We start from the raw sequence: 17,317 nt of genomic DNA, 5'->3' as shown, positions 1-17,317 counted from the left end.
TGCACCGGATGTCTCGGGCCGTAACAGATTGCGCCCTACAGGATCGGGGGCCGTTTGTATACAGCCATGTCCCTGCGCTGCGGCGTTAATCTTTCTGTCCGGACCGGCGCTTTTGCGTGTATGCCGAAAGCAGCCTGCCAAACCGGATGCCTTTCATGCCCGTTTCGTTCCGCCCTGTTCTAGCCGCAGCCCTTGGCCTTGTCCTCCTCGCTACCCCCGCCGCCCGCGCTGCTGGCCTGTGCGAAGACGGGCTGACCACCGGATCGGCGCCCCTTTTGACCCCCGTGATCGATGCGGCCCTGCGCGGCGATTACCGCGAGTTGACCGAGGCGCTCGACCCCGGATCGGTGATGATGGTGCAAGAAAACCGCCAAGGTATGATCGCCGACCTCGAAGCCCTCGCACCCCTCGGTTACGACGATTGCGCCGTCCTCGTCGCCCGCCCGCTCGGCCCCGATTTCGAGGTTTACCTGATGATGTTCGGGTCAGACCGCGCCCGCCTCTACGCCTTCCTCGCCGCCTCGCGCATCGACGGGGCATGGACATTCGTCCACCAGAAGTTCTCGCCCGACTTTGCTGCGGTCTATGAGTTGTTGCGCTAGCCCCGTTCCGCAATTCCGGTTTCCGCTTCCAATGGCAAAGGCGCGTGCCTTGCCATGCGCCACGGGTCCGACATCGGGCCGGTGGCCCAAAGCCACCGGCCAGCGCCCGTCCCGCCCATGGCGGGCGCTGGCCTATTGCGCGTCGGGTGGATCCGGTCCAGCCAGACGGTCGTGCCACGGGCGGAGAAACGCGGGTCGCGTTTCCTTTTCCGCCCGACCAACCGCAAGAACAGCGGGGCATCCCCCTTCCCCCCCGCGCAGCCAGCCGTTACCTTGCGCGGCGTCTCTTCCTCCCTCGGAGCACCACAGATGACCCAACGCCTGCACCTCGTCTTCGGCGGCGAACTCGTCTCGCCCCAGAAAAACGTTTTCAAGGACGTGTCGAAAATCCATGTCGTCGGCATGTATCCCGATTATGCCTCGGCCTTTTCGGCATGGAAGGCCGAAGCCCAGCGCACCGTCGACAATGCCCACATGCGTTACTACATCGCCCATATCCACCGCCTGCGGGATGAGGCTGCGGCAGGGTCGTCGACCGAGGAATTCGGTGGGTAAGAACCTGATTTAAATGGCGTATTCACTCGGGCTTACGCTTTACAACCTGTCCAACCGGCGCGACCTCGGGCAGGTCCATGACCGCCCGCCCCGCCCTGCGGGACGGCTGGTGTGGCTGCATGCGCCAACGGCGGAAATCGCGCGGTCGATGCTTGAACTGGCCCGCCGCGTGATCGACGAAGACGGCCACCCCGTCCTGTTCACCACCCCCGCCGACATCGCCCCGCGTCAGGGGCTGATCTTGCAGCCCCCGCCCACCGATACGCCCGCCGAGGCGCGGTCCTTCCTTGACCACTGGCAGCCCGAAATTGCGCTGTTTTCCGAAGGCGAATTGCGCCCCGCCCTGCTGCACGAAGCGCGCGAGCGGGCCTTGCCCGTGCTGATGGTCGCCGCACGCACGCCCTATATCCTGCGCGAACGCGATGGCTGGTATCCCGGCCTGACGCGGGGTCTGCTCGGCACCTTTCGCCATGTGCTGACCATCGACGAACCCGCGGCCCGCGCCTTTCGCAAGGCAGGTGCTGCGCTTTCGGCGGTCGAGGTGCTGGGCAAGATGGAGGAGGAATCGGCCGCCCTTCCGCATCTGGAAGCCGAGCGCGAGGCGATTGCCCGCCAGCTTGCCACCCGCCCCGTCTGGCTGGCAGCGTCCCTGCCCGAGGCCGAGGAAACCGCCACCATCGCCGCGCACCGCGCGGCCCTGCGGCTTGCCCATCGCCTGCTTCTGATCATCGTGCCCGAAGACCCTGCCCGCGCCGAATCGCTTGCCGCACGGATCGAGGCGGATGAGGGCTGGACCGTCGCCCGCCGGTCCGAAGAGCAGGAACCCGATGCCGAAACCGAGGTCTATATCGCCGACAACCCCGCCGAATTCGGACTGTGGTACCGGCTTGCGCCCATCACCTTTATGGGGGGCAGCCTGTCGGGGCAGGGCTGCATCCGCGACCCGCTCGAAGCGGCGGCGCTTGGCTCGGCCATCCTTTACGGCCCGCGTCCGGGGATGTTCGGCACCACATTCGGCCGCTTGGGCGCGGCCCGCGCCGCCCGCGCCGTGGGCAGCCCGACCGATCTGGCCGAGGCGTTGGGCGACCTTTTGTCACCCGACCGCGCCGCGCGTCTGGCCCAGGCCGCCTGGGCTGTCACATCGGACGGGGCCGAAGTGACCGAACATATCCACGGGCTGATCCATCACATCATGGACGGTGACTGATGCGCCCGCCCGCCTTTTGGTTCACCCCGCCCGACCGCCCTGCATGGCAGGCCCGCGCCCTTGCCCCGCTGGGCCTTGCCTATGCCGCCGCCACCGCAAGCCGGATGCGCCAGACGGGCTATGCCGCGTCGGTTCCGGTGATCTGCATCGGCAATCTGAACGTGGGCGGCACCGGCAAAACCCCGACCGCAATCGCGCTCTTGGAACGTCTCGCCTCGCTCGGCCACGCGCCGCATGTCGTTTCGCGTGGCTATGGCGGCAGCGCCCTTGGCCCGCTGCGCGTCGATGAACGCACGCACCCGGCCGCGCTGACGGGGGACGAGCCTTTGCTTCTGTCGGCCTTTGCGCCCACTTGGGTGGCAAAGGACCGCGCCGCAGGTGTGCGTGCCGCCGAGGCTGCGGGCGCAAGCGTGGTGCTGCTGGATGACGGGTTCCAGAACCCCGCCGTGCAGAAAACGCTCAGCCTGATCGTCGTCGATGCTGCCGTGGGCTTTGGCAATGCGCGTTGCCTGCCTGCGGGGCCGCTGCGCGAACCCGTGGCGGTGGGGCTTGCCCGCGCCGATCTGCTGCTGTCCATCGGCCCGCCCGAGGCGCAGGACCGTTTCAGGTCGCAATGGCCCGCGCTGCCGGTTCCGCACCTGACGGGCGCATTGCAACCTTTGCAAATGGGAATGGACTGGCATGGCACCCGCGTGATCGCCTTTGCGGGCATCGGGCGGCCTGAAAAGTTCTTCGCCACCCTGCGCGCCGAGGGGGCCGAGGTGATCCGCACCGTGGCTTTGGCCGATCACCAGCCCTTTGCGCCGTCGCTTCTGACGCGGCTGGAGCTAGAGGCCAAGGCGCGTGGAGCGCAACTGGTAACGACCGAGAAAGACGCCGTGCGCCTGCCCGCATCGTTCCGGCCCAAGGTGCTGGCCTTTCCGGTCAGACTAAGGCTGGACGATTGGGCCACGCTGGACCACAGGCTGAAAAACCTGACGCCTCAGGCCATATCCTGATCTTCGCCCAGTTTCGGCGCGGCCTTGCCCAGCGCCAGATCGGCCCCTGAAAAGCTGAACGGTGACCGCACCCCCGGCACACCGCCCATATCCAGCCGCATCCCCCGCGCGATCACTTGGCGGTCGGCAAAGACCTCGGCCAGATCGTTGATCGGGCCGGCGGGAACGCCCTGCGCTTCGCAGGCGGCCAGCAGATCGGCCTTTGCCCAGCGCAGCGTTGCCGCGGTGATCGCTTCGGTCAGGGCCACGCGGTTGGCGATACGGTCGGCGTTGGTCAGGTAATCCGGCGCCTGCGCCAGCGCCTCAAGCCCCAGAATCGCACAGAGCCGCCGATACTGCCCGTCGTTTCCGGTGGCGAGGATGATCCAGCCATCCGCACAGTCGAACACCGCATAGGGCGCAAGGTTCGGATGCGCGTTGCCCATCATCGCGGGCGCGACCCCCGTGGTCAGGTAGTTCATCGACTGGTTCGCCATGATGGAAACGGCCACATCCATCAGCGCCATGTCGATATGCTGGCCAACCCCCGTCACACCGCGCTGCACGATGGCCGCCAGAATGGCGGTCGCCGCATAGACGCCGGTGAAGACATCGGTCACCGCCACGCCCACCTTTTGCGGCTGCCCGTCCGGCGCGCCTGTCACGCTCATCAATCCGGCCATGCCTTGAATGATGAAATCATAGCCCGCCCGATGCGCGTAAGGCCCGGTCTGGCCGAAGCCCGTGATCGAACAATAGACCAGCCGCGGGTTCAGCGCCGACAGGCTGGCGTAGTCCAGCCCGTATTTCGCAAGGCCCCCCACCTTGAAATTCTCGATCACCACATCGGCATCGGCGACCAGACGGCGCACGATCTCTTGCCCCTCGGCGGTGCGGAAATCGCAGACCACCGACCGCTTGCCGCGATTGGTGGCGTGGAAATAGGCGGCGGAACGGTCGCCCTCGCGTTCGATGAAAGGCGGGCCCCATGCCCGCGTATCGTCGCCTTCCGGCGCTTCGACCTTGATGACCTCGGCCCCCAGATCGGCCAGCGTCTGGCCAGCCCATGGGCCAGCCAGAATCCGCGCCAGTTCGACGACCTTTACCCCCGCCAGCGGTGCCGGCATTTACTTGGCCAGTTCTTCGTCGATGACCGCCGCCATATCCGCATAGGACATGTTCGAGTGTTTGGTGCCGTTGATCATGAAGGTCGGCGTGCCTTCGATGCCATCGGCTTTGAAGTTGGCTTCAAAGCGGGCAACCATCGCCTCGGCCACGGCTGCATCCTTCATGCAGGTGTCGAGCGTGGCGTCATCCATCCCGACCGAGCGCCCGATCTTTTTCAGGTTCTCGACCGTCACGTTCGGGTCTTCGGAAGCGGCCCATTCCTTTTGCGTGTCAAACAGCACGTCGACGATGCCGAAATAGCGCATCTCGCCGCCGCAGCGCGCCATCATCGCGGCCCACAGGCCGTAGCGGTCGAAATACACCTCGCGGTAGGTGAAGTAGACCTTGCCGGTGTCGATGTAATTGGTCTTCAGGTCCTTCCAGACCGTCGCGTGAAAGTTGGCGCAATGCGGGCAGGTGAAAGATGCGTATTCGGTGATCTGCACCTTTGCCGCCGGATCGCCGATCGAGAAATCCTGCACCTCGACCGCCGCCACGTCGGGCGTGGTCACGGCGTTTTCCTGCGCGGTCGCAAGCATCGGGGTCAGGGCAAGCGCCAGGGCGGCGACCAGAGTTTTCAGCATATCGTTCAACCTTTTCATGTCTTGCGACGAGTTAAAATGTTTTGGGCAAGGGCTTCAAGGGCAGCCCGCAAGCCCGCATCGGCAATCGGCGCGGCCGTTTCGACCGCCTTTTCCCGCACGGCGGGGTCGATCACCTTTTCGGCCTTGGGCGCGGCCAGAAACTCGGCCTGACCTTCGGCAAAGCCTGTCGGCGCGGTCTGGGTCAGGCTGATCTTGGAAATCGCGGCATAGCCGTAGACCGCATTCACCTTCTCGATGATCCGCGGCACCTGCATCTGCACCATCGGCGCATGGGCCGATGACACCAGAACCGTCAGCGTCGCCCCGAACCCGTCGCGGCTGTAGCCGATCTTCACGGGGCGCGTGGTCCGGGCAAGGTCTTGGCCCACCACATCGGGCCAATGCGTCAAAAGCCGCGTCACCGCAAAGCCGCGCTTTTCACCCACGGCGCGGATCGGGTCCTTGACGAACCCGAAGGTCGCCTCGAACCCGCGCATCCGGCGCGAGGGATTGGGCATATGGATCGGCGCTTTGGTCATCTGGTCCTTTCGGCGTTCCCCGCTATTCTAAGCCTCAACCAAGGTCGGCTGCAAATGCCGACCCATGACAGGGCATAAAGAATGCGTGACGTTGCCGAAAACCTGCCCGACATGCTGCCCGACTTGCTGCCCGACATGCTGCTCGCGTGGTACGACCGGAACGCCCGCATCATGCCTTGGCGCACGCCGCCCTCGCAGAAGCAGGCCGGAGTGCGCCCCGACCCCTACCGCGTCTGGCTGTCCGAGGTGATGCTGCAACAGACCACCGTGGCCGCCGTGCGCGACTATTTCACCCGCTTCACCGCTCGCTGGCCCACGGTCGCCGACCTTGCCGCCGCCGATGATGCCGATGTCATGGCCGAATGGGCAGGTCTCGGGTATTACGCCCGCGCCCGAAACCTGCTGTCTTGCTCCCGCGCCGTTGTGCGCGACCATGGCGGGATGTTTCCCGCCACGCGGGACGGGCTGCTTACCCTGCCCGGCATCGGCCCCTATACCGCCGCCGCAATAGCTTCGATCGCATATGACGAACCCGCCACCGTGGTCGACGGCAACGTGGAACGCGTCATCTCGCGCTTGCGGCTGGTGACCATTCCCTTGCCTGCGTCAAAGCCCGAACTCACCCGCCTCGCCGCCGAACTGACGCCGCCCTCGCGCGCCGGAGATTACGCCCAAGCCATCATGGACCTTGGCGCGACCATCTGCACGCCGCGCAGCCCCGCCTGCGGCATCTGCCCGTGGCGTGACCCCTGCGCCGCCCGCGCCGCAGGCGTGCAGGCCGAATTGCCGCGCAAATCACCGAAAGCCGCCAAACCCACACGGCAAGGCACGATCTGGATCGCCCGTGACGGCAGGGGCGCGTGGCTGGTGGAACGCCGCCCCGACAAGGGGCTTCTGGGCGGGATGCTCGGCTTTCCCGGCAGCCCGTGGGATGGCGCGGGTGGCACCGCCCCCGTCACGGCCGATTGGCAAACCTTGGGCGAGGTGCGCCACACCTTCACCCATTTCCACCTGATCCTGACGGTTCTGGCCGCCCGTCTGCCCGCGCTGAACCCCGAACGCGGCTACCTTTTGCCCGACCCCGACTTTCGCCCCGGCGACCTGCCCACAGTGATGCGTAAAGCCTATGACGTGGCGTCCGTATTCCTGACCGACCACTAACGCGCTATCCTGTGCCCTGTGACCAGTAACGGATGATCCATGCAGATACCCGCAACCGAAGTGCGCCGCCTGAAAAACGCCCTGCCGTTCTGGCTTTCGCTGTTGCTCGTGCCGGTCATCGCAATAAGCGCCACCTTTGGCGGATGGTGGACCCTGATTGCCCCGCTTGCCGCATGGGGCAGCTTTTCGCTGCTCGACGCGCTTCTGGGCCTGAACGCGGACAGCGCCGAAACCGGCACGCCCGATGCCGACCTGTTCTGGTACCGGCTGATCACCCTGATCTGGGCGCCCGTGCAGTTTGCCGTGCTGTTCGGCACGATCTACGTCGTCACACATGGCAGCCACCTTGGCACCGCCGAAAAGTTCGCGGTGTTCTTCGGGATCGGCGTGCTCTCGGGCACCATCGGCATCAACTACAGCCACGAGCTGATGCACCAGAAACCGAAGGCCGAGCGTTGGCTGGCCGATATCCTGCTTGCCATGGTGCTTTACAGCCATTTCCGGTCGGAACATCTGCGGGTGCATCACCTGTGGGTCGCCACCCCCGCCGATCCGGTGACCGCCCGCTATAACGAAGGCTTCCACCGCTTTTTCCCGCGCGTGCTGGTGCAATGCCGCCGTTCGGCATGGGCGGCAGAGCTGGCGCTGCTGGCACGCAAGGGTCTGCCCTGGCACGACCGCGCCAACCCCTATTGGCGTTACTGGGCGCTGCAAGCGGGGATGATCGCGCTGGCCTTCGCGCTTGGCGGTGTGCAGGGGCTGGCGCTGTTCCTGTTTCAGGCCGCCGTGGCGGTCTGGCAGCTTGAACTGGTCAATTACATCGAACATTACGGCCTGACGCGCCGCCATCTGGGCAATGGCAAATACGAACACGTCCTGCCGCGCCATTCTTGGAACGCGGCGCACAAGGCGTCGAACTGGCTGCTTATCAACCTGCAACGCCATTCCGACCACCATTACAAACCCGACCGCCGCTTTCCGCTGCTTCAGACTTACGGCGAACAGGAAGCGCCGCAACTGCCGCACGGCTACCCGCTGATGACCCTTGCCGCGATGGTGCCGCCCCTGTGGAAGCGCATCATGAACCCGCGCGTGCGGGCGTGGCGCAAGGCATTTTACCCCGACATCACCGACTGGAAGCCCTATAACAAGGGCATGAACCCCAAGCCCGTCAGGTGACGGGCGGTCAGGTGACGGCTTGGCAGGCCGAAAGGTAAAGCCGCGTGGTGCGCCCGACATGCGCGGTCAGCCCCACCGCGTCGATGTCGCAGGTGCCGCACAGCCGCCGTTCCAGCGCGTTGAACCCCAGCCACAGGCCCAGCAGATCGCGCGCCGCGCGGGCGGGTTCGGCCACCTGAACCTCGCCCCGGGCCGAGGCATCGGCGATGATACCGGCCAGAAGCTTGCACACCTGTCCCGGCCCCGCATCGAAGAACCGCTTGCCGATGTCGGGATTGCGCTGAGCTTCCAGGCTGATCGCCTTGTCCAGCGCCAGATGGCAGGGCGCGGTCATCATCCCCACCAGCGCGGTGCCAAAGCGCGTCAGCCTTTCTTCCAGCGTTGACCCTTCGGCGCTGGCGCAGGCAAGCGCGCGTTGCAGGCGTTCCGTCTCGCGTTGCACGACGGCATCGAAGATCTTCGCCTTGTCGCCGAAATTTGCGTAGACCGTCACCTTGGACACGCCCGATTGCGCGGCGATCGCCTCGATCGGGCAGCCGTCTACGCCACGTTGGGCAAACAGGCTTTGGGCAGCGTCGAGGATTGCCTCGCGCTTTTCCATATCCTTCGGTCTGCCGGGCAGGCGCAGGGCCATGCTGTCTCCACAATCGCCATTGGGCGGCTGCCCCAAGGCTATGCCTGCTTCAGGTTCAAAACAAGTCATCTCGCCACCCCGCGCATGGTCAGGCCACCCGCATCGCTGCGGGTGGCCAAAGGTCGATCCTTTGCAAAAGGATCAATCGTCGGCTTGCGGCTGAAGGGCGACCAGCTGGGCCAGCGTGTAGTCGGCCGGATCGACACCGACCAATGCGGCCAGTTGCGCCTCGCCGGGGGTCACGGCTTCGGCAGGCAGCGGTGCCTTGGCGGCACGGTTCACGATGAACGACACGGCCGACGCGTCGTTTTCACGGCGCGCATCGGTCAGGCGTGCCAACTCGGTCGCCGAATACCCGTCCGCCGCCACACCGGCCGTGCCTGCCAGTTGGGCAAGGCTTTCATCCGACGCCTGCCCCGAAGCGCGGTTGGCACCCGACAGGTAGAACGACAACGCCTGTTCGTCGTTTTCCGAGCGTGCGTCGATGATGTTCAGCAGTTCGGCGCGGCTGTATTTGCCCGGCTGCACACCGGCGATCTGTGCCAGTTGCACATCGCCCGGCCCGGCAGCGACGATGGTGGACGATGCATTGGCCACACCCGACAGGGCAGCGATGGCGATGGTCGAGGCGAGAATGATGTTACGCATGGTGTTTCCCTTTCGTGGGATCATTGTGTTTGTCGGCAAGCATCCACCGTTCCGCGCCGGATCATCCGGTCGGTCCTTGGTTCGGCGATGCGGTTTGTTCAGTCCGTTTCGGCCTGGCGGCCAATGGGGCCTAGCCCCGGGGAGCAGTCTTTAGGGTCGCTATCTCTGTCAGCACATCGGTGCCTCCGTCGTTTCGTTTCGTCTGGACCCTAGATATACTGTACGACAGCGTATGCAATAGGATGATGAACGGTAGCGTTCACTATTTTCGCACAACCGTTACATCCCTAACGCGCAATCGGCCCGAACCTTCAATCGGCCCGAACCTGCAATCGGCCCGAACCTGCAATCGGCCCGAACCCGCAAAAGGACCAAAGGCTCAACAGGAACATCAGCCGACCCGACGGGTTGAAAGGCGAAGGAAAGTGCCATGCCCGAACCCGCCCGAACACCGCCCGCCAAGGTCAAAGCGGCTCCCGTCCGCCCAGACGGCTTGCAGATCGATGAAAACCGCCGGTTTCAGGAAGGGTTCTGGATCGCCCAGCGCTGTGCATGGGGCGGGTTCATGCTGGTTGCGCTGATCGCCGCCACCGGCATCGGCGGTCGCGGCGGAACGCTCGCCCAAGGCCACGTAACCATCGGCAACGCCGAGGTGACATGGCCCCGCTTCACCCGCCGTGGCGCGCCCGAGACGCTGACGATCCGGCTTTCCGGTCCCGAAACCGGCCCCGAACTTCTCGTCGGCAGCGATATGCAGCGGTTGTTCCAGATCGAGGCGATCACCCCGCGCCCCGCGATGGAACGCGGCGGCGATCCCTTGCGCCTTGCCTTCTTTCCCGACCCTGCCGCCCCGAATGCGCTGCGCCTTTCGCTTCGGTCGCAAAAGGCCGGGGTTGCCAGCTATACCATCGGCATCGGCGGCGAGGAGACCACGCTGACAACCTATGTGTTGCCATAATGGACAGCGTGATCCGCGCCGTTTCGGTCTATCTCGTGTTGCTGGTCGTCACCCGCTTTGCGGGGCGGCGCACCTTGGCGCAGGTGACCGTGTTTGACTTTGTCCTGCTGCTGATCGTTGCGGAAACCACGGATCAGGCGCTGCTTGGCGACGATTATTCCATCACCACGGCGGCAATCGTCATCGTCACGCTCGCCCTGACCGATGTGGTCCTGTCCTATGCCAAGGCATGGTCGCCCGCGCTTGGCCTTGCCATCGACGGCACGCCGACCGTACTGATATCGGGCGGCGAACTCGACACCCGCGCCCTGCGCCGCGCACGGGTGGATGTGTCCGACATCCTGCAATCCGCGCGCGAGAAACAGGGATTGAAACGGTTAGACCAGATCGACTGCGCGGTGCTGGAAATCGGCGGGGCGATTAGCATCATCCCCAAAGACCCGCGCTGACGGCGAAATTTGACGCAAATTTCGCGCCGGTTTCTGACGCAGAAACCGGACCCCACCGCCACGCCCCGGAATTTGCGTCAAATTCCGGCGCGGAGTTTGCGTCAAACTCCGCTTGCGCCACGCAGACGGATAGTCCCCGCAATGGAGCATGGCCCCGCCTTCAAACGAAAAAGACCCCGCCATGGACATGGCGGGGAGTTGCACCGCAGGCGGACCGCGGCGCTGGCGTTAGAAACCCTTGGTAAAGATCAGTGGCGGCGGCCGCCCTGATCGACCTCCATCTCGGAACGGATCTGCTGGCGCAGGATGTCGATCGGAATCATCTTTCCGTCGCGCTTGAAGTGCCAGTAGGTCCAGCCGTTGCAGCTTGGCGCGCCCTCGTAATGCGCGCCGACCTGATGGATCGACCCCTTCACATCATTGCCGACCAGCGTGCCATCGGCCCGCACCTTGGCCTTGTAGCGGTTGCCGATGGAGAACAGCTCTTCCCCCGGCCGCAGCATCCCGCGTTCCACCACCTGCCCGAAGGGCACGCGCGGTTCGGCCCGCTTCGATCCGGTGATCTCCAAGGCCGAGGCGTCAAACTTCCGCACCCGCGAAATCCGTTCCGCTGCGGCCTTGCGATAGGCTTCCTCACGCTCGATCCCGATGAAATCGCGCCCCAGCATCTTGGCCACGGCCCCCGTGGTTCCGGTGCCGAAGAACGGGTCCAGCACCACATCGCCCGGATTGGTCGTGGCGAGAAGCACGCGGTGCAGCAACGCTTCGGGTTTCTGCGTCGGATGCGCCTTGTCGCCGTTTTCATCCTTCAGCCGCTCATGCCCGGTGCACAGCGGAATCACCCAGTCCGACCGCATCTGCACGCCGTCGTTCAATTCCTTGAGCGCCTCGTAGTTAAAGGTGTATTTCGACCCTTCATCACGGCTCGCCCAGAGCAGAGTCTCATGCGCGTTGGTCAAGCGCTTGCCCTTGAAGTTCGGCATCGGGTTCGACTTGCGCCAGATCACATCGTTTAGCATCCAGTAGCCCGCATCCTGAAGTGCTGTGCCGACGCGAAAGATGTTGTGATAGCTGCCGATCACCCAGATCGCGCCGTTCGGCTTCAAAAGCCGCCGCGCCGCCGCCAGCCATTTGCGGGTGAAATCGTCGTAAACCGCAAAGCTGGAGAACTGGTCCCAATGGTCATTGACCGCATCGACCAGCGAATTGTCGGGGCGGTGCAAATCGCCCTTCAATTGCAGGTTATAGGGCGGGTCGGCGAAGATCAGGTCCACGCTGCCCGCAGGAAGCGCGTTCATCACGTCGATACAGTCGCCGGACAATATCTGGTTTAGCGGAAGCTCGATGGCTTCCACGGTCTTGCTCTTGGTCATTTGCGCCTCGATGTGAACGGCTCTTGTGGCCGTCTTATTGGAGACCAAGATGAGTCATTGGTGATTCGCCGTCAAATTCTTTTTTGAATCAAGCACTTAGAGAAACATCTTGATACAAGATATTGTGGACGGGGCGAAACGAACGTCTATGATGTGGGGTAACACCAAGATTTAGCAGCGCGTCCAGATGCTGTTTTGTCGGGTAACCCGCGTTGCTTTCCCAGCCGTAGCCGGGGTGCTGTTGCGCCAAATCCACCATGATACGGTCCCGCGTCACTTTCGCCACGATCGAGGCCGCCGCAATCGACACGCACAACCCGTCGCCCTTGATGATCGGCTCGGCGCCGCAGAACAGGCCGCGGGGCACCATGTTGCCGTCGATCAGCGCGTGGTCGACCTGCCGCGCAAGGCCGCGCAGCGCCCGCTCCATGGCAAGGTGGCTGGCGCGCAGGATGTTGATCTCGTCGATCTCGGCCACGGTGGCATGGGCAACGCAAACCTCGGCCACCGCCATGATCTCGGCGAACAGATCGTCGCGCCGTGCCGCTGTCAGCACTTTGGAATCGTTCAACCCCTTGGGGATACGGTCGCGGTGCAACACCACCGCCGCCGCCGTAACGGGGCCAGCGAGGGGGCCGCGACCGACCTCGTCCACGCCGGCCACCACCAGAAAGCCACGCCCGTAGGCGGCAGCTTCATAGGTGAAATCTGGCAAGGTCGCGGGGTCCATCCCGCATGGCTAGCGCAGGGCGCAGGCTACGGAAAGCCGCAAAAAGCGACCGGATAAAAGTCGGGGGGCAAGAGCTGCTCACCCTCTTGCCCCCCCAGTAGACGCGGCTTCGGGACCACCGCGCCCGGCAGCCGGACGGTCAGTTCCGGTGCTTGCCGATCTTGAAGCCCGCGTCACGCAGGCATTGTTCGGAATAGATGCGGTCGTTCTGCCCGTAGATGCGCGCCGGACGGGCGCAGTGTTGCGGCAGCCGCCACGCAAAACCCTGCTCGCGCAGGCAGCGTTCGCCGTAAACCGTGGCGCGGGTCCGCTGGCCCGCGATCTCGATCCCGCAGACCGCAGGAACGCGCGGGTGCCTCACCTGCTGCGGCTCGGGCGGGTAGCCGGGATACTGCTCCTGCCGGGGGCGGTCCTTTTGCGCCGTATGGGCGATGATGCCGACAATCGCCAAAGCCGCCAGCGCCTTGGCCAGATCGTCATTGTCGGCCCGTGCAGGGGCTGCCGTGGCCAGCAGCCCCATGGCTACGGCAATCGCAGCGACAAGCGCCACGAAGCGCAGGCGCAGCTTCCGCCCCTTGCCGCCCTGCGTCAGCAGCATCGTCTCGGCAAGCGTTTCCGATCGGGTCATGTTCGGCCTCCGTTCCCGCAAGTGGTTGATGGGGAAAGGGTGGCCAGAACCATCCCGGACAGGCAATAACGCCACGCTGCTATCCGATAGCAGTGCCATAAACCCTGTCTGACATTGAATAACCACGCGGCGCAGCGCAGATTGGGGCCAGTGATACAAAGGATGCCTCCGATGACGCGCCTTAGCCTTCTCGCGGCCACGCTCCTTGCCCTTGGCGGGCCAGCTTCCGCCGAATGTTTCGCCGATTACAAGGCCAAGCAGGACGACCCGCTTCGCTTGCATTATGGAGTGGCGCAGGTCAGCGATTCCGCCTGTTCGGGTGGTCGCGGTGCAGCCGAAGCCGAACTTGCCCCGCGCCTTGCCGCTGGGGGGTGGACGCTGCTGAACGTGCTGTCGGTATTCGGCCCCGAGGGGCTTGGGGAAAGGAAAGCGAGTGCAGGAGAATACTTCCTCCGCTTCTGAAAGCCTAAAGGCGGGTAACCGCGTCGTCGCCCTTGGCATCGGCGCCATCGTGCTGATCCTGCTGGGTGCGGCGGTCTTCCTGTTCCTGTCGCTGCCCGACGCCAACGCCTTCAACGCCCGCGTCGAACGGCTGTTCGTGGAAAACAACGACCTTACGACCTATGCCGACATCAAACTGCTGGAAATCCTCGCCCAGTCCGGCACCGCCTTTTCCGAGGTGCTGGCCAGCTACCGCATGGTGATGTTCGTCCTGCTGGCCTTTTCCGCCGCCCTGCTGCTGGCCGCCCTCGTCTTCCTCGTAACCATCATCGCCCTCAACCGCCGCATCAGCGCGATCCAGCGGTCAGGCATTCAGGTGGCCTCCCTCCTCATCAGCCGCGAGGGCCGTGCGGTCTATATCAACGACATGGAATTCACCCTGACCGAAGCAGCACTCGAAACCATGGCCGTGCTAGCCGAAGCCCGCATGGATGACGAGGTGCTGACAGGCGCCCAGATCGAAGCCGTCATCTCGGGCCGGAACGAAGCCGACTGCGACGAAGCCGCAGGCGCCACCCGCATCAAACGCCTGCGCGACGCGCTCGGTAACCAGATGGTCAGCGAATTGCTGGTCAAAACCATCGCCCGCCGCGGCTATGTTCTGGCCGTGGGCAAAGACGCGATCCGGATGGTTTAAAGAAACACGGCCATTCGGGCGGAACAGGAAACGCGACCCGCGTTTCCCCGCCCGTGCGCGGCAGTGCGGCTGTATCGGCCGTCCCGCAAGACGACGATAGGCCAGCGCCCGCCATGGGCGGGGCGGGCGCTGGCCGTGTGCTTGGGGCACACGGCTTGGTGGCGGCACCTCCTCCGCATGGCAAAGGCACGCGCCTTTGCCAGATACACGCAAAGGGGCTAGACCCCGCAGGGCTTGCATAGGGGGGGCGCTGGCCCTAAATAGCCGCGCTTCTGTCCACTTTCCCCGGGGGTGCCATGCAAACGCCTTTCTACCTGATCGACCGGTCAAAACTGGCGCGCAACATGGCCATCATGGACGAGTTGCGCCACGCTTCGGGCGCGAAGACCCTCCTCGCGCTGAAATGCTTTGCCACTTGGCCGGTCTTTGACCAGATGCGCCAGCATATGGACGGCACGACCTCCTCCAGCCTCTACGAACTCCGCTTGGGGGCCGAGAAATTCGGCAAGGAAACCCACGCCTATTCCGTCGCATGGGCCGACCATGAAATCGCCGAGGCCGTCACTTACGCCGACAAGATCATCTTCAACTCGATCAGCCAGCTTGACCGCTTCGACAACCAGTCCGCATCCATCGCCCGCGGCCTGCGCCTGAACCCGCGCTTTTCGACCTCCGGCTTCGACCTTGCCGACCCCGCCCGCCCGTTCAGCCGTTTGGGCGAATGGGATGCGGGCAAGATCGAAACCGTGATCGACCGGATTTCGGGCTTCATGATCCACTACAACTGCGAAAACGCCGATTTCGACCTGTTCGACCGCCAGTTGACCCGCATCGAAGATGAATTCGGCCCCCTCCTGAAACGCCTGAAATGGGTCTCGCTCGGCGGTGGCATCCACTTCACCGGCGATGGCTACCCCGTTGACCGCCTCGCCGCCCGCCTCAAAACCTTCTCCGACCGCTTCGGCGTGCAGGTCTACCTCGAACCCGGCGAAGCCGCGATCACCGGCGCCGCGTCGCTGGAAGTCACCGTGCTCGACGTCTTGAACAACGGCAAAGACCTCGCCGTGGTCGATTCCAGCGTCGAGGCCCATATGCTCGATCTGCTGATCTACCGCATCTCGGGCCGGATCGAGACCGACGGCCCGCACCAGTGGCAAATCTGCGGCAAATCCTGCCTTGCGGGCGATGTCTTCGGCGAATTCGGCTTTGCCGAACCGCTAAAGGTCGGTGACCGCCTGTCGATTGCCGACGCCGCCGGTTACACGATGGTCAAGAAAAACTGGTTTAACGGGGTCAAGATGCCCTCGATCGCCATCCGCGAGCTTGATGGCTCCATCACCCTGTCGCGCGAATTCGGCTATGCCGATTTCGTCGGCAACCTTGGTTAATGCCCGTCTTGGGCGCTTCCCTCTGTCCTTAAAGGAGACGGTTCGAAGTGAAACGCAACGTTCTGATCATCGGCGCCGGTGGCGTGGCCCAAGTCGTGGCGCATAAATGCGCGCAGGCGAATGACCGGCTTGGCGATTTGCACATCGCCAGCCGCACGCTTGCCAAATGTGAGGCGGTGATCGCCTCGGTCCACGAAAAGCAGGCGATGAAAGTCGCAGGGGTGTTCAAGGCCCATGCCGTGAACGCCATGGACAGCGCCGCTGTCGCCGCACTCATCCGCGAAACGGGTTGCCAGATCGTGATCAACGTCGGCTCGTCCTTCGTCAACATGACGGTGCTGGAAGCCTGCATCGAAACCGGTGCCGCCTATCTGGATACCGCCATCCACGAAGACCCCGCCAAGATCTGCGAAACCCCGCCGTGGTACGGCAATTACGAATGGCAGCGCCGCGACCGCTGCCGCGCGGCAGGTGTCACCGCGATCCTTGGCATCGGCTTCGACCCGGGCGTGGTGAACGCATGGGCGCGACTGGCCGAAGAAGACCATTTCGACACGATCACCAGCATCGACATCGTCGACATCAATGCAGGCAGCCATGGCAAATGGTTCGCCACCAACTTCGACCCCGAAATCAACTTCCGCGAATTCACCGGCACGGTCTATTCGTGGCAGCAGGGCGCATGGCAGTCCAATTCCATGTTCGAGGTCGGCCAAGTCTGGAACCTGCCCGTAGTCGGCGACCAGAAAGCCTATCTTACCGGCCATGACGAGGTGCACAGCCTGTCCGCCCGCTACCCCCATGCCGATGTGCGGTTCTGGATGGGGTTCGGCGATCATTACATCAACGTCTTCACGGTGCTGAAAAACCTTGGCCTCTTGTCGGAAAAGCCGGTCAAGACCGCCGAGGGGCTGGAAGTCGTCCCGCTCAAGGTGGTGAAAGCCGTGCTGCCCGACCCCGCCAGCCTTGCCCCCACCTACACCGGCAAGACCTGCATCGGGGATGTGATCCGCGGCGTTAAGGATGGAAAAGAAGCCGAAGTGCTGATCTACAACGTGGCCGACCACGCCGAGGCCTACACTGAGACCGGCGCCCAAGGCATCAGCTACACCGCAGGCGTCCCCCCGTCGCCGCCGCCCTGCTGATCGCCGATGGCACATGGGACGTGGGCACCATGGCCAACGTCGAAGAGATGGACCCCAAGCCGTTCATCACCCTCCTCAACGGCATGGGCCTGCCGACCCGCATCAAGGACGCACAGGGCGACCGGTTGGTCACGTTTTAAATTAGCGTCGCGACAGTAGGTGCGCGCCCGCCCCGTGGGGGCGGTTCGGGAGCGCACCGTGGCTTTGGGCCACGGTGCAATCCTGACCGGCGCATTGGGATAGGGCCGTCAGTCG

19 protein-coding genes and 1 pseudogene are annotated in these 17,317 nt (G+C 64.3%); 12 read left to right on the top strand and 8 right to left on the bottom strand.

From position 1 onward, the window contains the following. Positions 1 to 155: 155 nt before the first annotated feature. The 4 genes from HYN69_RS00190 to lpxK all read left to right on the top strand — a co-directional run bounded on the left by HYN69_RS00190 (position 156) and on the right by lpxK (position 3,362). Entirely contained in the window at positions 156 to 602 is a 447-nt protein-coding gene (locus tag HYN69_RS00190; protein WP_159082311.1) for a hypothetical protein, read from the top strand. A gap of 309 nt (positions 603 to 911) precedes the next feature. Continuing rightward, a complete protein-coding gene (locus HYN69_RS00185) occupies positions 912 to 1,157 on the top strand; it encodes a DUF4170 domain-containing protein (protein WP_108436949.1) in 246 nt (81 codons plus the stop codon). 13 nt (positions 1,158 to 1,170) lie between these two features. After that, positions 1,171 to 2,364, top strand: coding sequence for a 3-deoxy-D-manno-octulosonic acid transferase (locus HYN69_RS00180; protein WP_108433969.1), 1,194 nt, complete (start codon positions 1,171 to 1,173; stop codon positions 2,362 to 2,364). Continuing rightward, positions 2,364 to 3,362 (top strand): tetraacyldisaccharide 4'-kinase, encoded by a 999-nt coding sequence (lpxK, locus tag HYN69_RS00175; protein WP_108433968.1) that lies wholly within the window; start codon positions 2,364 to 2,366, stop codon positions 3,360 to 3,362. The genes HYN69_RS00180 and lpxK overlap by 1 nt, the downstream gene beginning before the upstream one ends. Here the strand turns inward: lpxK and HYN69_RS00170 are convergent. The 3 genes from HYN69_RS00170 to HYN69_RS00160 are packed head-to-tail and all read right to left on the bottom strand — an operon-like array spanning position 3,347 to position 5,631. Further along, positions 3,347 to 4,468: a CaiB/BaiF CoA transferase family protein gene (locus tag HYN69_RS00170; protein WP_108433967.1), complete on the bottom strand. Its 1,122-nt coding sequence runs from the start codon at positions 4,466 to 4,468 to the stop codon at positions 3,347 to 3,349. The genes lpxK and HYN69_RS00170 overlap by 16 nt on opposite strands. Further along, the gene (locus HYN69_RS00165) at positions 4,469 to 5,110 is read right to left on the bottom strand and encodes a DsbA family protein (RefSeq protein WP_407925238.1); all 642 of its coding nucleotides are present in this window, start codon (positions 5,108 to 5,110) and stop codon (positions 4,469 to 4,471) included. After that, positions 5,107 to 5,631 (bottom strand): DUF721 domain-containing protein, encoded by a 525-nt coding sequence (locus HYN69_RS00160; RefSeq protein WP_108433966.1) that lies wholly within the window; start codon positions 5,629 to 5,631, stop codon positions 5,107 to 5,109. The genes HYN69_RS00165 and HYN69_RS00160 overlap by 4 nt, the downstream gene beginning before the upstream one ends. An 81-nt stretch (positions 5,632 to 5,712) precedes the next feature. Here HYN69_RS00160 and HYN69_RS00155 point away from each other — a divergent pair, with 81 nt between their 5' ends. Then, positions 5,713 to 6,792, top strand: a complete 1,080-nt coding sequence (locus HYN69_RS00155) for an A/G-specific adenine glycosylase (protein ID WP_108433965.1) — start codon at positions 5,713 to 5,715, stop codon at positions 6,790 to 6,792. Positions 6,793 to 6,831: 39 nt separating this feature from the next. Then, on the top strand, positions 6,832 to 7,971 hold the full coding sequence (locus HYN69_RS00150) for an alkane 1-monooxygenase (RefSeq protein WP_108433964.1): 1,140 nt from the start codon (positions 6,832 to 6,834) through the stop codon (positions 7,969 to 7,971). Between the two features lie 7 nt (positions 7,972 to 7,978). Here the strand turns inward: HYN69_RS00150 and HYN69_RS00145 are convergent, their stop codons facing one another. Next, a complete protein-coding gene (locus tag HYN69_RS00145; protein ID WP_108433963.1) occupies positions 7,979 to 8,605 on the bottom strand; it encodes a TetR/AcrR family transcriptional regulator in 627 nt (208 codons plus the stop codon). 141 nt (positions 8,606 to 8,746) lie between these two features. After that, positions 8,747 to 9,253, bottom strand: coding sequence for a hypothetical protein (locus HYN69_RS00140; protein WP_108433962.1), 507 nt, complete (start codon positions 9,251 to 9,253; stop codon positions 8,747 to 8,749). A gap of 430 nt (positions 9,254 to 9,683) precedes the next feature. On the opposite strand from HYN69_RS00140, the gene HYN69_RS00135 reads away from it, so the two are divergent. Further along, complete coding sequence (locus HYN69_RS00135; protein ID WP_108433961.1) at positions 9,684 to 10,211, top strand: hypothetical protein; 528 nt, start codon at positions 9,684 to 9,686, stop codon at positions 10,209 to 10,211. Beyond that, positions 10,211 to 10,660, top strand: coding sequence for a DUF421 domain-containing protein (locus tag HYN69_RS00130; RefSeq protein WP_108433960.1), 450 nt, complete (start codon positions 10,211 to 10,213; stop codon positions 10,658 to 10,660). The genes HYN69_RS00135 and HYN69_RS00130 overlap by 1 nt, the downstream gene beginning before the upstream one ends. Before the next feature lie 248 nt (positions 10,661 to 10,908). Here HYN69_RS00130 and HYN69_RS00125 read toward each other — a convergent pair whose 3' ends face one another. The 3 genes from HYN69_RS00125 to HYN69_RS00115 all read right to left on the bottom strand — a co-directional run bounded on the left by HYN69_RS00125 (position 10,909) and on the right by HYN69_RS00115 (position 13,391). Continuing rightward, positions 10,909 to 12,033 carry a site-specific DNA-methyltransferase gene (locus tag HYN69_RS00125; RefSeq protein ID WP_108433959.1) on the bottom strand — a complete coding sequence of 375 codons (1,125 nt, stop codon included), beginning with the start codon at positions 12,031 to 12,033 and terminating at the stop codon, positions 10,909 to 10,911. 88 nt (positions 12,034 to 12,121) lie between these two features. Beyond that, positions 12,122 to 12,763: a ribonuclease HII gene (locus HYN69_RS00120; RefSeq protein ID WP_108433958.1), complete on the bottom strand. Its 642-nt coding sequence runs from the start codon at positions 12,761 to 12,763 to the stop codon at positions 12,122 to 12,124. Positions 12,764 to 12,902: 139 nt separating this feature from the next. Beyond that, a complete protein-coding gene (locus tag HYN69_RS00115) occupies positions 12,903 to 13,391 on the bottom strand; it encodes a hypothetical protein (protein ID WP_108433957.1) in 489 nt (162 codons plus the stop codon). Between the two features lie 171 nt (positions 13,392 to 13,562). On the opposite strand from HYN69_RS00115, the gene HYN69_RS00110 reads away from it, so the two are divergent. The 4 genes and pseudogenes from HYN69_RS00110 to HYN69_RS00095 all read left to right on the top strand — a co-directional run bounded on the left by HYN69_RS00110 (position 13,563) and on the right by HYN69_RS00095 (position 17,202). Further along, positions 13,563 to 13,853: a hypothetical protein gene (locus HYN69_RS00110; RefSeq protein WP_108433956.1), complete on the top strand. Its 291-nt coding sequence runs from the start codon at positions 13,563 to 13,565 to the stop codon at positions 13,851 to 13,853. After that, positions 13,825 to 14,529, top strand: coding sequence for a winged helix-turn-helix domain-containing protein (locus HYN69_RS00105; protein ID WP_108433955.1), 705 nt, complete (start codon positions 13,825 to 13,827; stop codon positions 14,527 to 14,529). Before HYN69_RS00110 ends, HYN69_RS00105 begins: the two co-directional genes overlap by 29 nt. 296 nt (positions 14,530 to 14,825) lie before the next feature. After that, positions 14,826 to 15,917, top strand: a complete 1,092-nt coding sequence (locus HYN69_RS00100; RefSeq protein WP_108433954.1) for a carboxynorspermidine decarboxylase — start codon at positions 14,826 to 14,828, stop codon at positions 15,915 to 15,917. A 47-nt stretch (positions 15,918 to 15,964) separates the two neighbouring features. Further along, positions 15,965 to 17,202, top strand: a pseudogene (locus HYN69_RS00095) (saccharopine dehydrogenase family protein). The last annotated feature ends 115 nt before the right edge of the window (positions 17,203 to 17,317 follow it).

This window comes from Gemmobacter aquarius (assembly GCF_003060865.1).
Lineage (GTDB): Bacteria > Pseudomonadota > Alphaproteobacteria > Rhodobacterales > Rhodobacteraceae > Paragemmobacter > Paragemmobacter aquarius.
The sequence above is the reverse complement of the archived record's forward strand: the minus strand, read 5'-3'. Positions and strand labels throughout refer to the sequence as shown.

Excerpts from the sequence above, each read along its gene's own strand:
- HYN69_RS00125 (WP_108433959.1), bottom strand. The coding sequence starts at position 12,033 with ATGACCAAGAGCAAGACCGTGGAAGCCATCGAGCTTCCGCTAAACCAG.
- HYN69_RS00135 (WP_108433961.1), top strand. The coding sequence starts at position 9,684 with ATGCCCGAACCCGCCCGAACACCGCCCGCCAAGGTCAAAGCGGCTCCC.
- HYN69_RS00115 (WP_108433957.1), bottom strand. The coding sequence starts at position 13,391 with ATGACCCGATCGGAAACGCTTGCCGAGACGATGCTGCTGACGCAGGGC.
- HYN69_RS00170 (WP_108433967.1), bottom strand. The coding sequence starts at position 4,468 with ATGCCGGCACCGCTGGCGGGGGTAAAGGTCGTCGAACTGGCGCGGATT.
- HYN69_RS00160 (WP_108433966.1), bottom strand. The coding sequence starts at position 5,631 with ATGACCAAAGCGCCGATCCATATGCCCAATCCCTCGCGCCGGATGCGC.
- HYN69_RS00145 (WP_108433963.1), bottom strand. The coding sequence starts at position 8,605 with ATGGCCCTGCGCCTGCCCGGCAGACCGAAGGATATGGAAAAGCGCGAG.
- HYN69_RS00100 (WP_108433954.1), top strand. The coding sequence starts at position 14,826 with ATGCAAACGCCTTTCTACCTGATCGACCGGTCAAAACTGGCGCGCAAC.
- HYN69_RS00185 (WP_108436949.1), top strand. The coding sequence starts at position 912 with ATGACCCAACGCCTGCACCTCGTCTTCGGCGGCGAACTCGTCTCGCCC.
- HYN69_RS00180 (WP_108433969.1), top strand. The coding sequence starts at position 1,171 with ATGGCGTATTCACTCGGGCTTACGCTTTACAACCTGTCCAACCGGCGC.
- HYN69_RS00130 (WP_108433960.1), top strand. The coding sequence starts at position 10,211 with ATGGACAGCGTGATCCGCGCCGTTTCGGTCTATCTCGTGTTGCTGGTC.
- HYN69_RS00120 (WP_108433958.1), bottom strand. The coding sequence starts at position 12,763 with ATGGACCCCGCGACCTTGCCAGATTTCACCTATGAAGCTGCCGCCTAC.
- HYN69_RS00140 (WP_108433962.1), bottom strand. The coding sequence starts at position 9,253 with ATGCGTAACATCATTCTCGCCTCGACCATCGCCATCGCTGCCCTGTCG.
- HYN69_RS00155 (WP_108433965.1), top strand. The coding sequence starts at position 5,713 with ATGCGTGACGTTGCCGAAAACCTGCCCGACATGCTGCCCGACTTGCTG.
- HYN69_RS00190 (WP_159082311.1), top strand. The coding sequence starts at position 156 with ATGCCCGTTTCGTTCCGCCCTGTTCTAGCCGCAGCCCTTGGCCTTGTC.
- HYN69_RS00150 (WP_108433964.1), top strand. The coding sequence starts at position 6,832 with ATGCAGATACCCGCAACCGAAGTGCGCCGCCTGAAAAACGCCCTGCCG.
- lpxK (WP_108433968.1), top strand. The coding sequence starts at position 2,364 with ATGCGCCCGCCCGCCTTTTGGTTCACCCCGCCCGACCGCCCTGCATGG.
- HYN69_RS00110 (WP_108433956.1), top strand. The coding sequence starts at position 13,563 with ATGACGCGCCTTAGCCTTCTCGCGGCCACGCTCCTTGCCCTTGGCGGG.
- HYN69_RS00165 (WP_407925238.1), bottom strand. The coding sequence starts at position 5,110 with ATGAAAAGGTTGAACGATATGCTGAAAACTCTGGTCGCCGCCCTGGCG.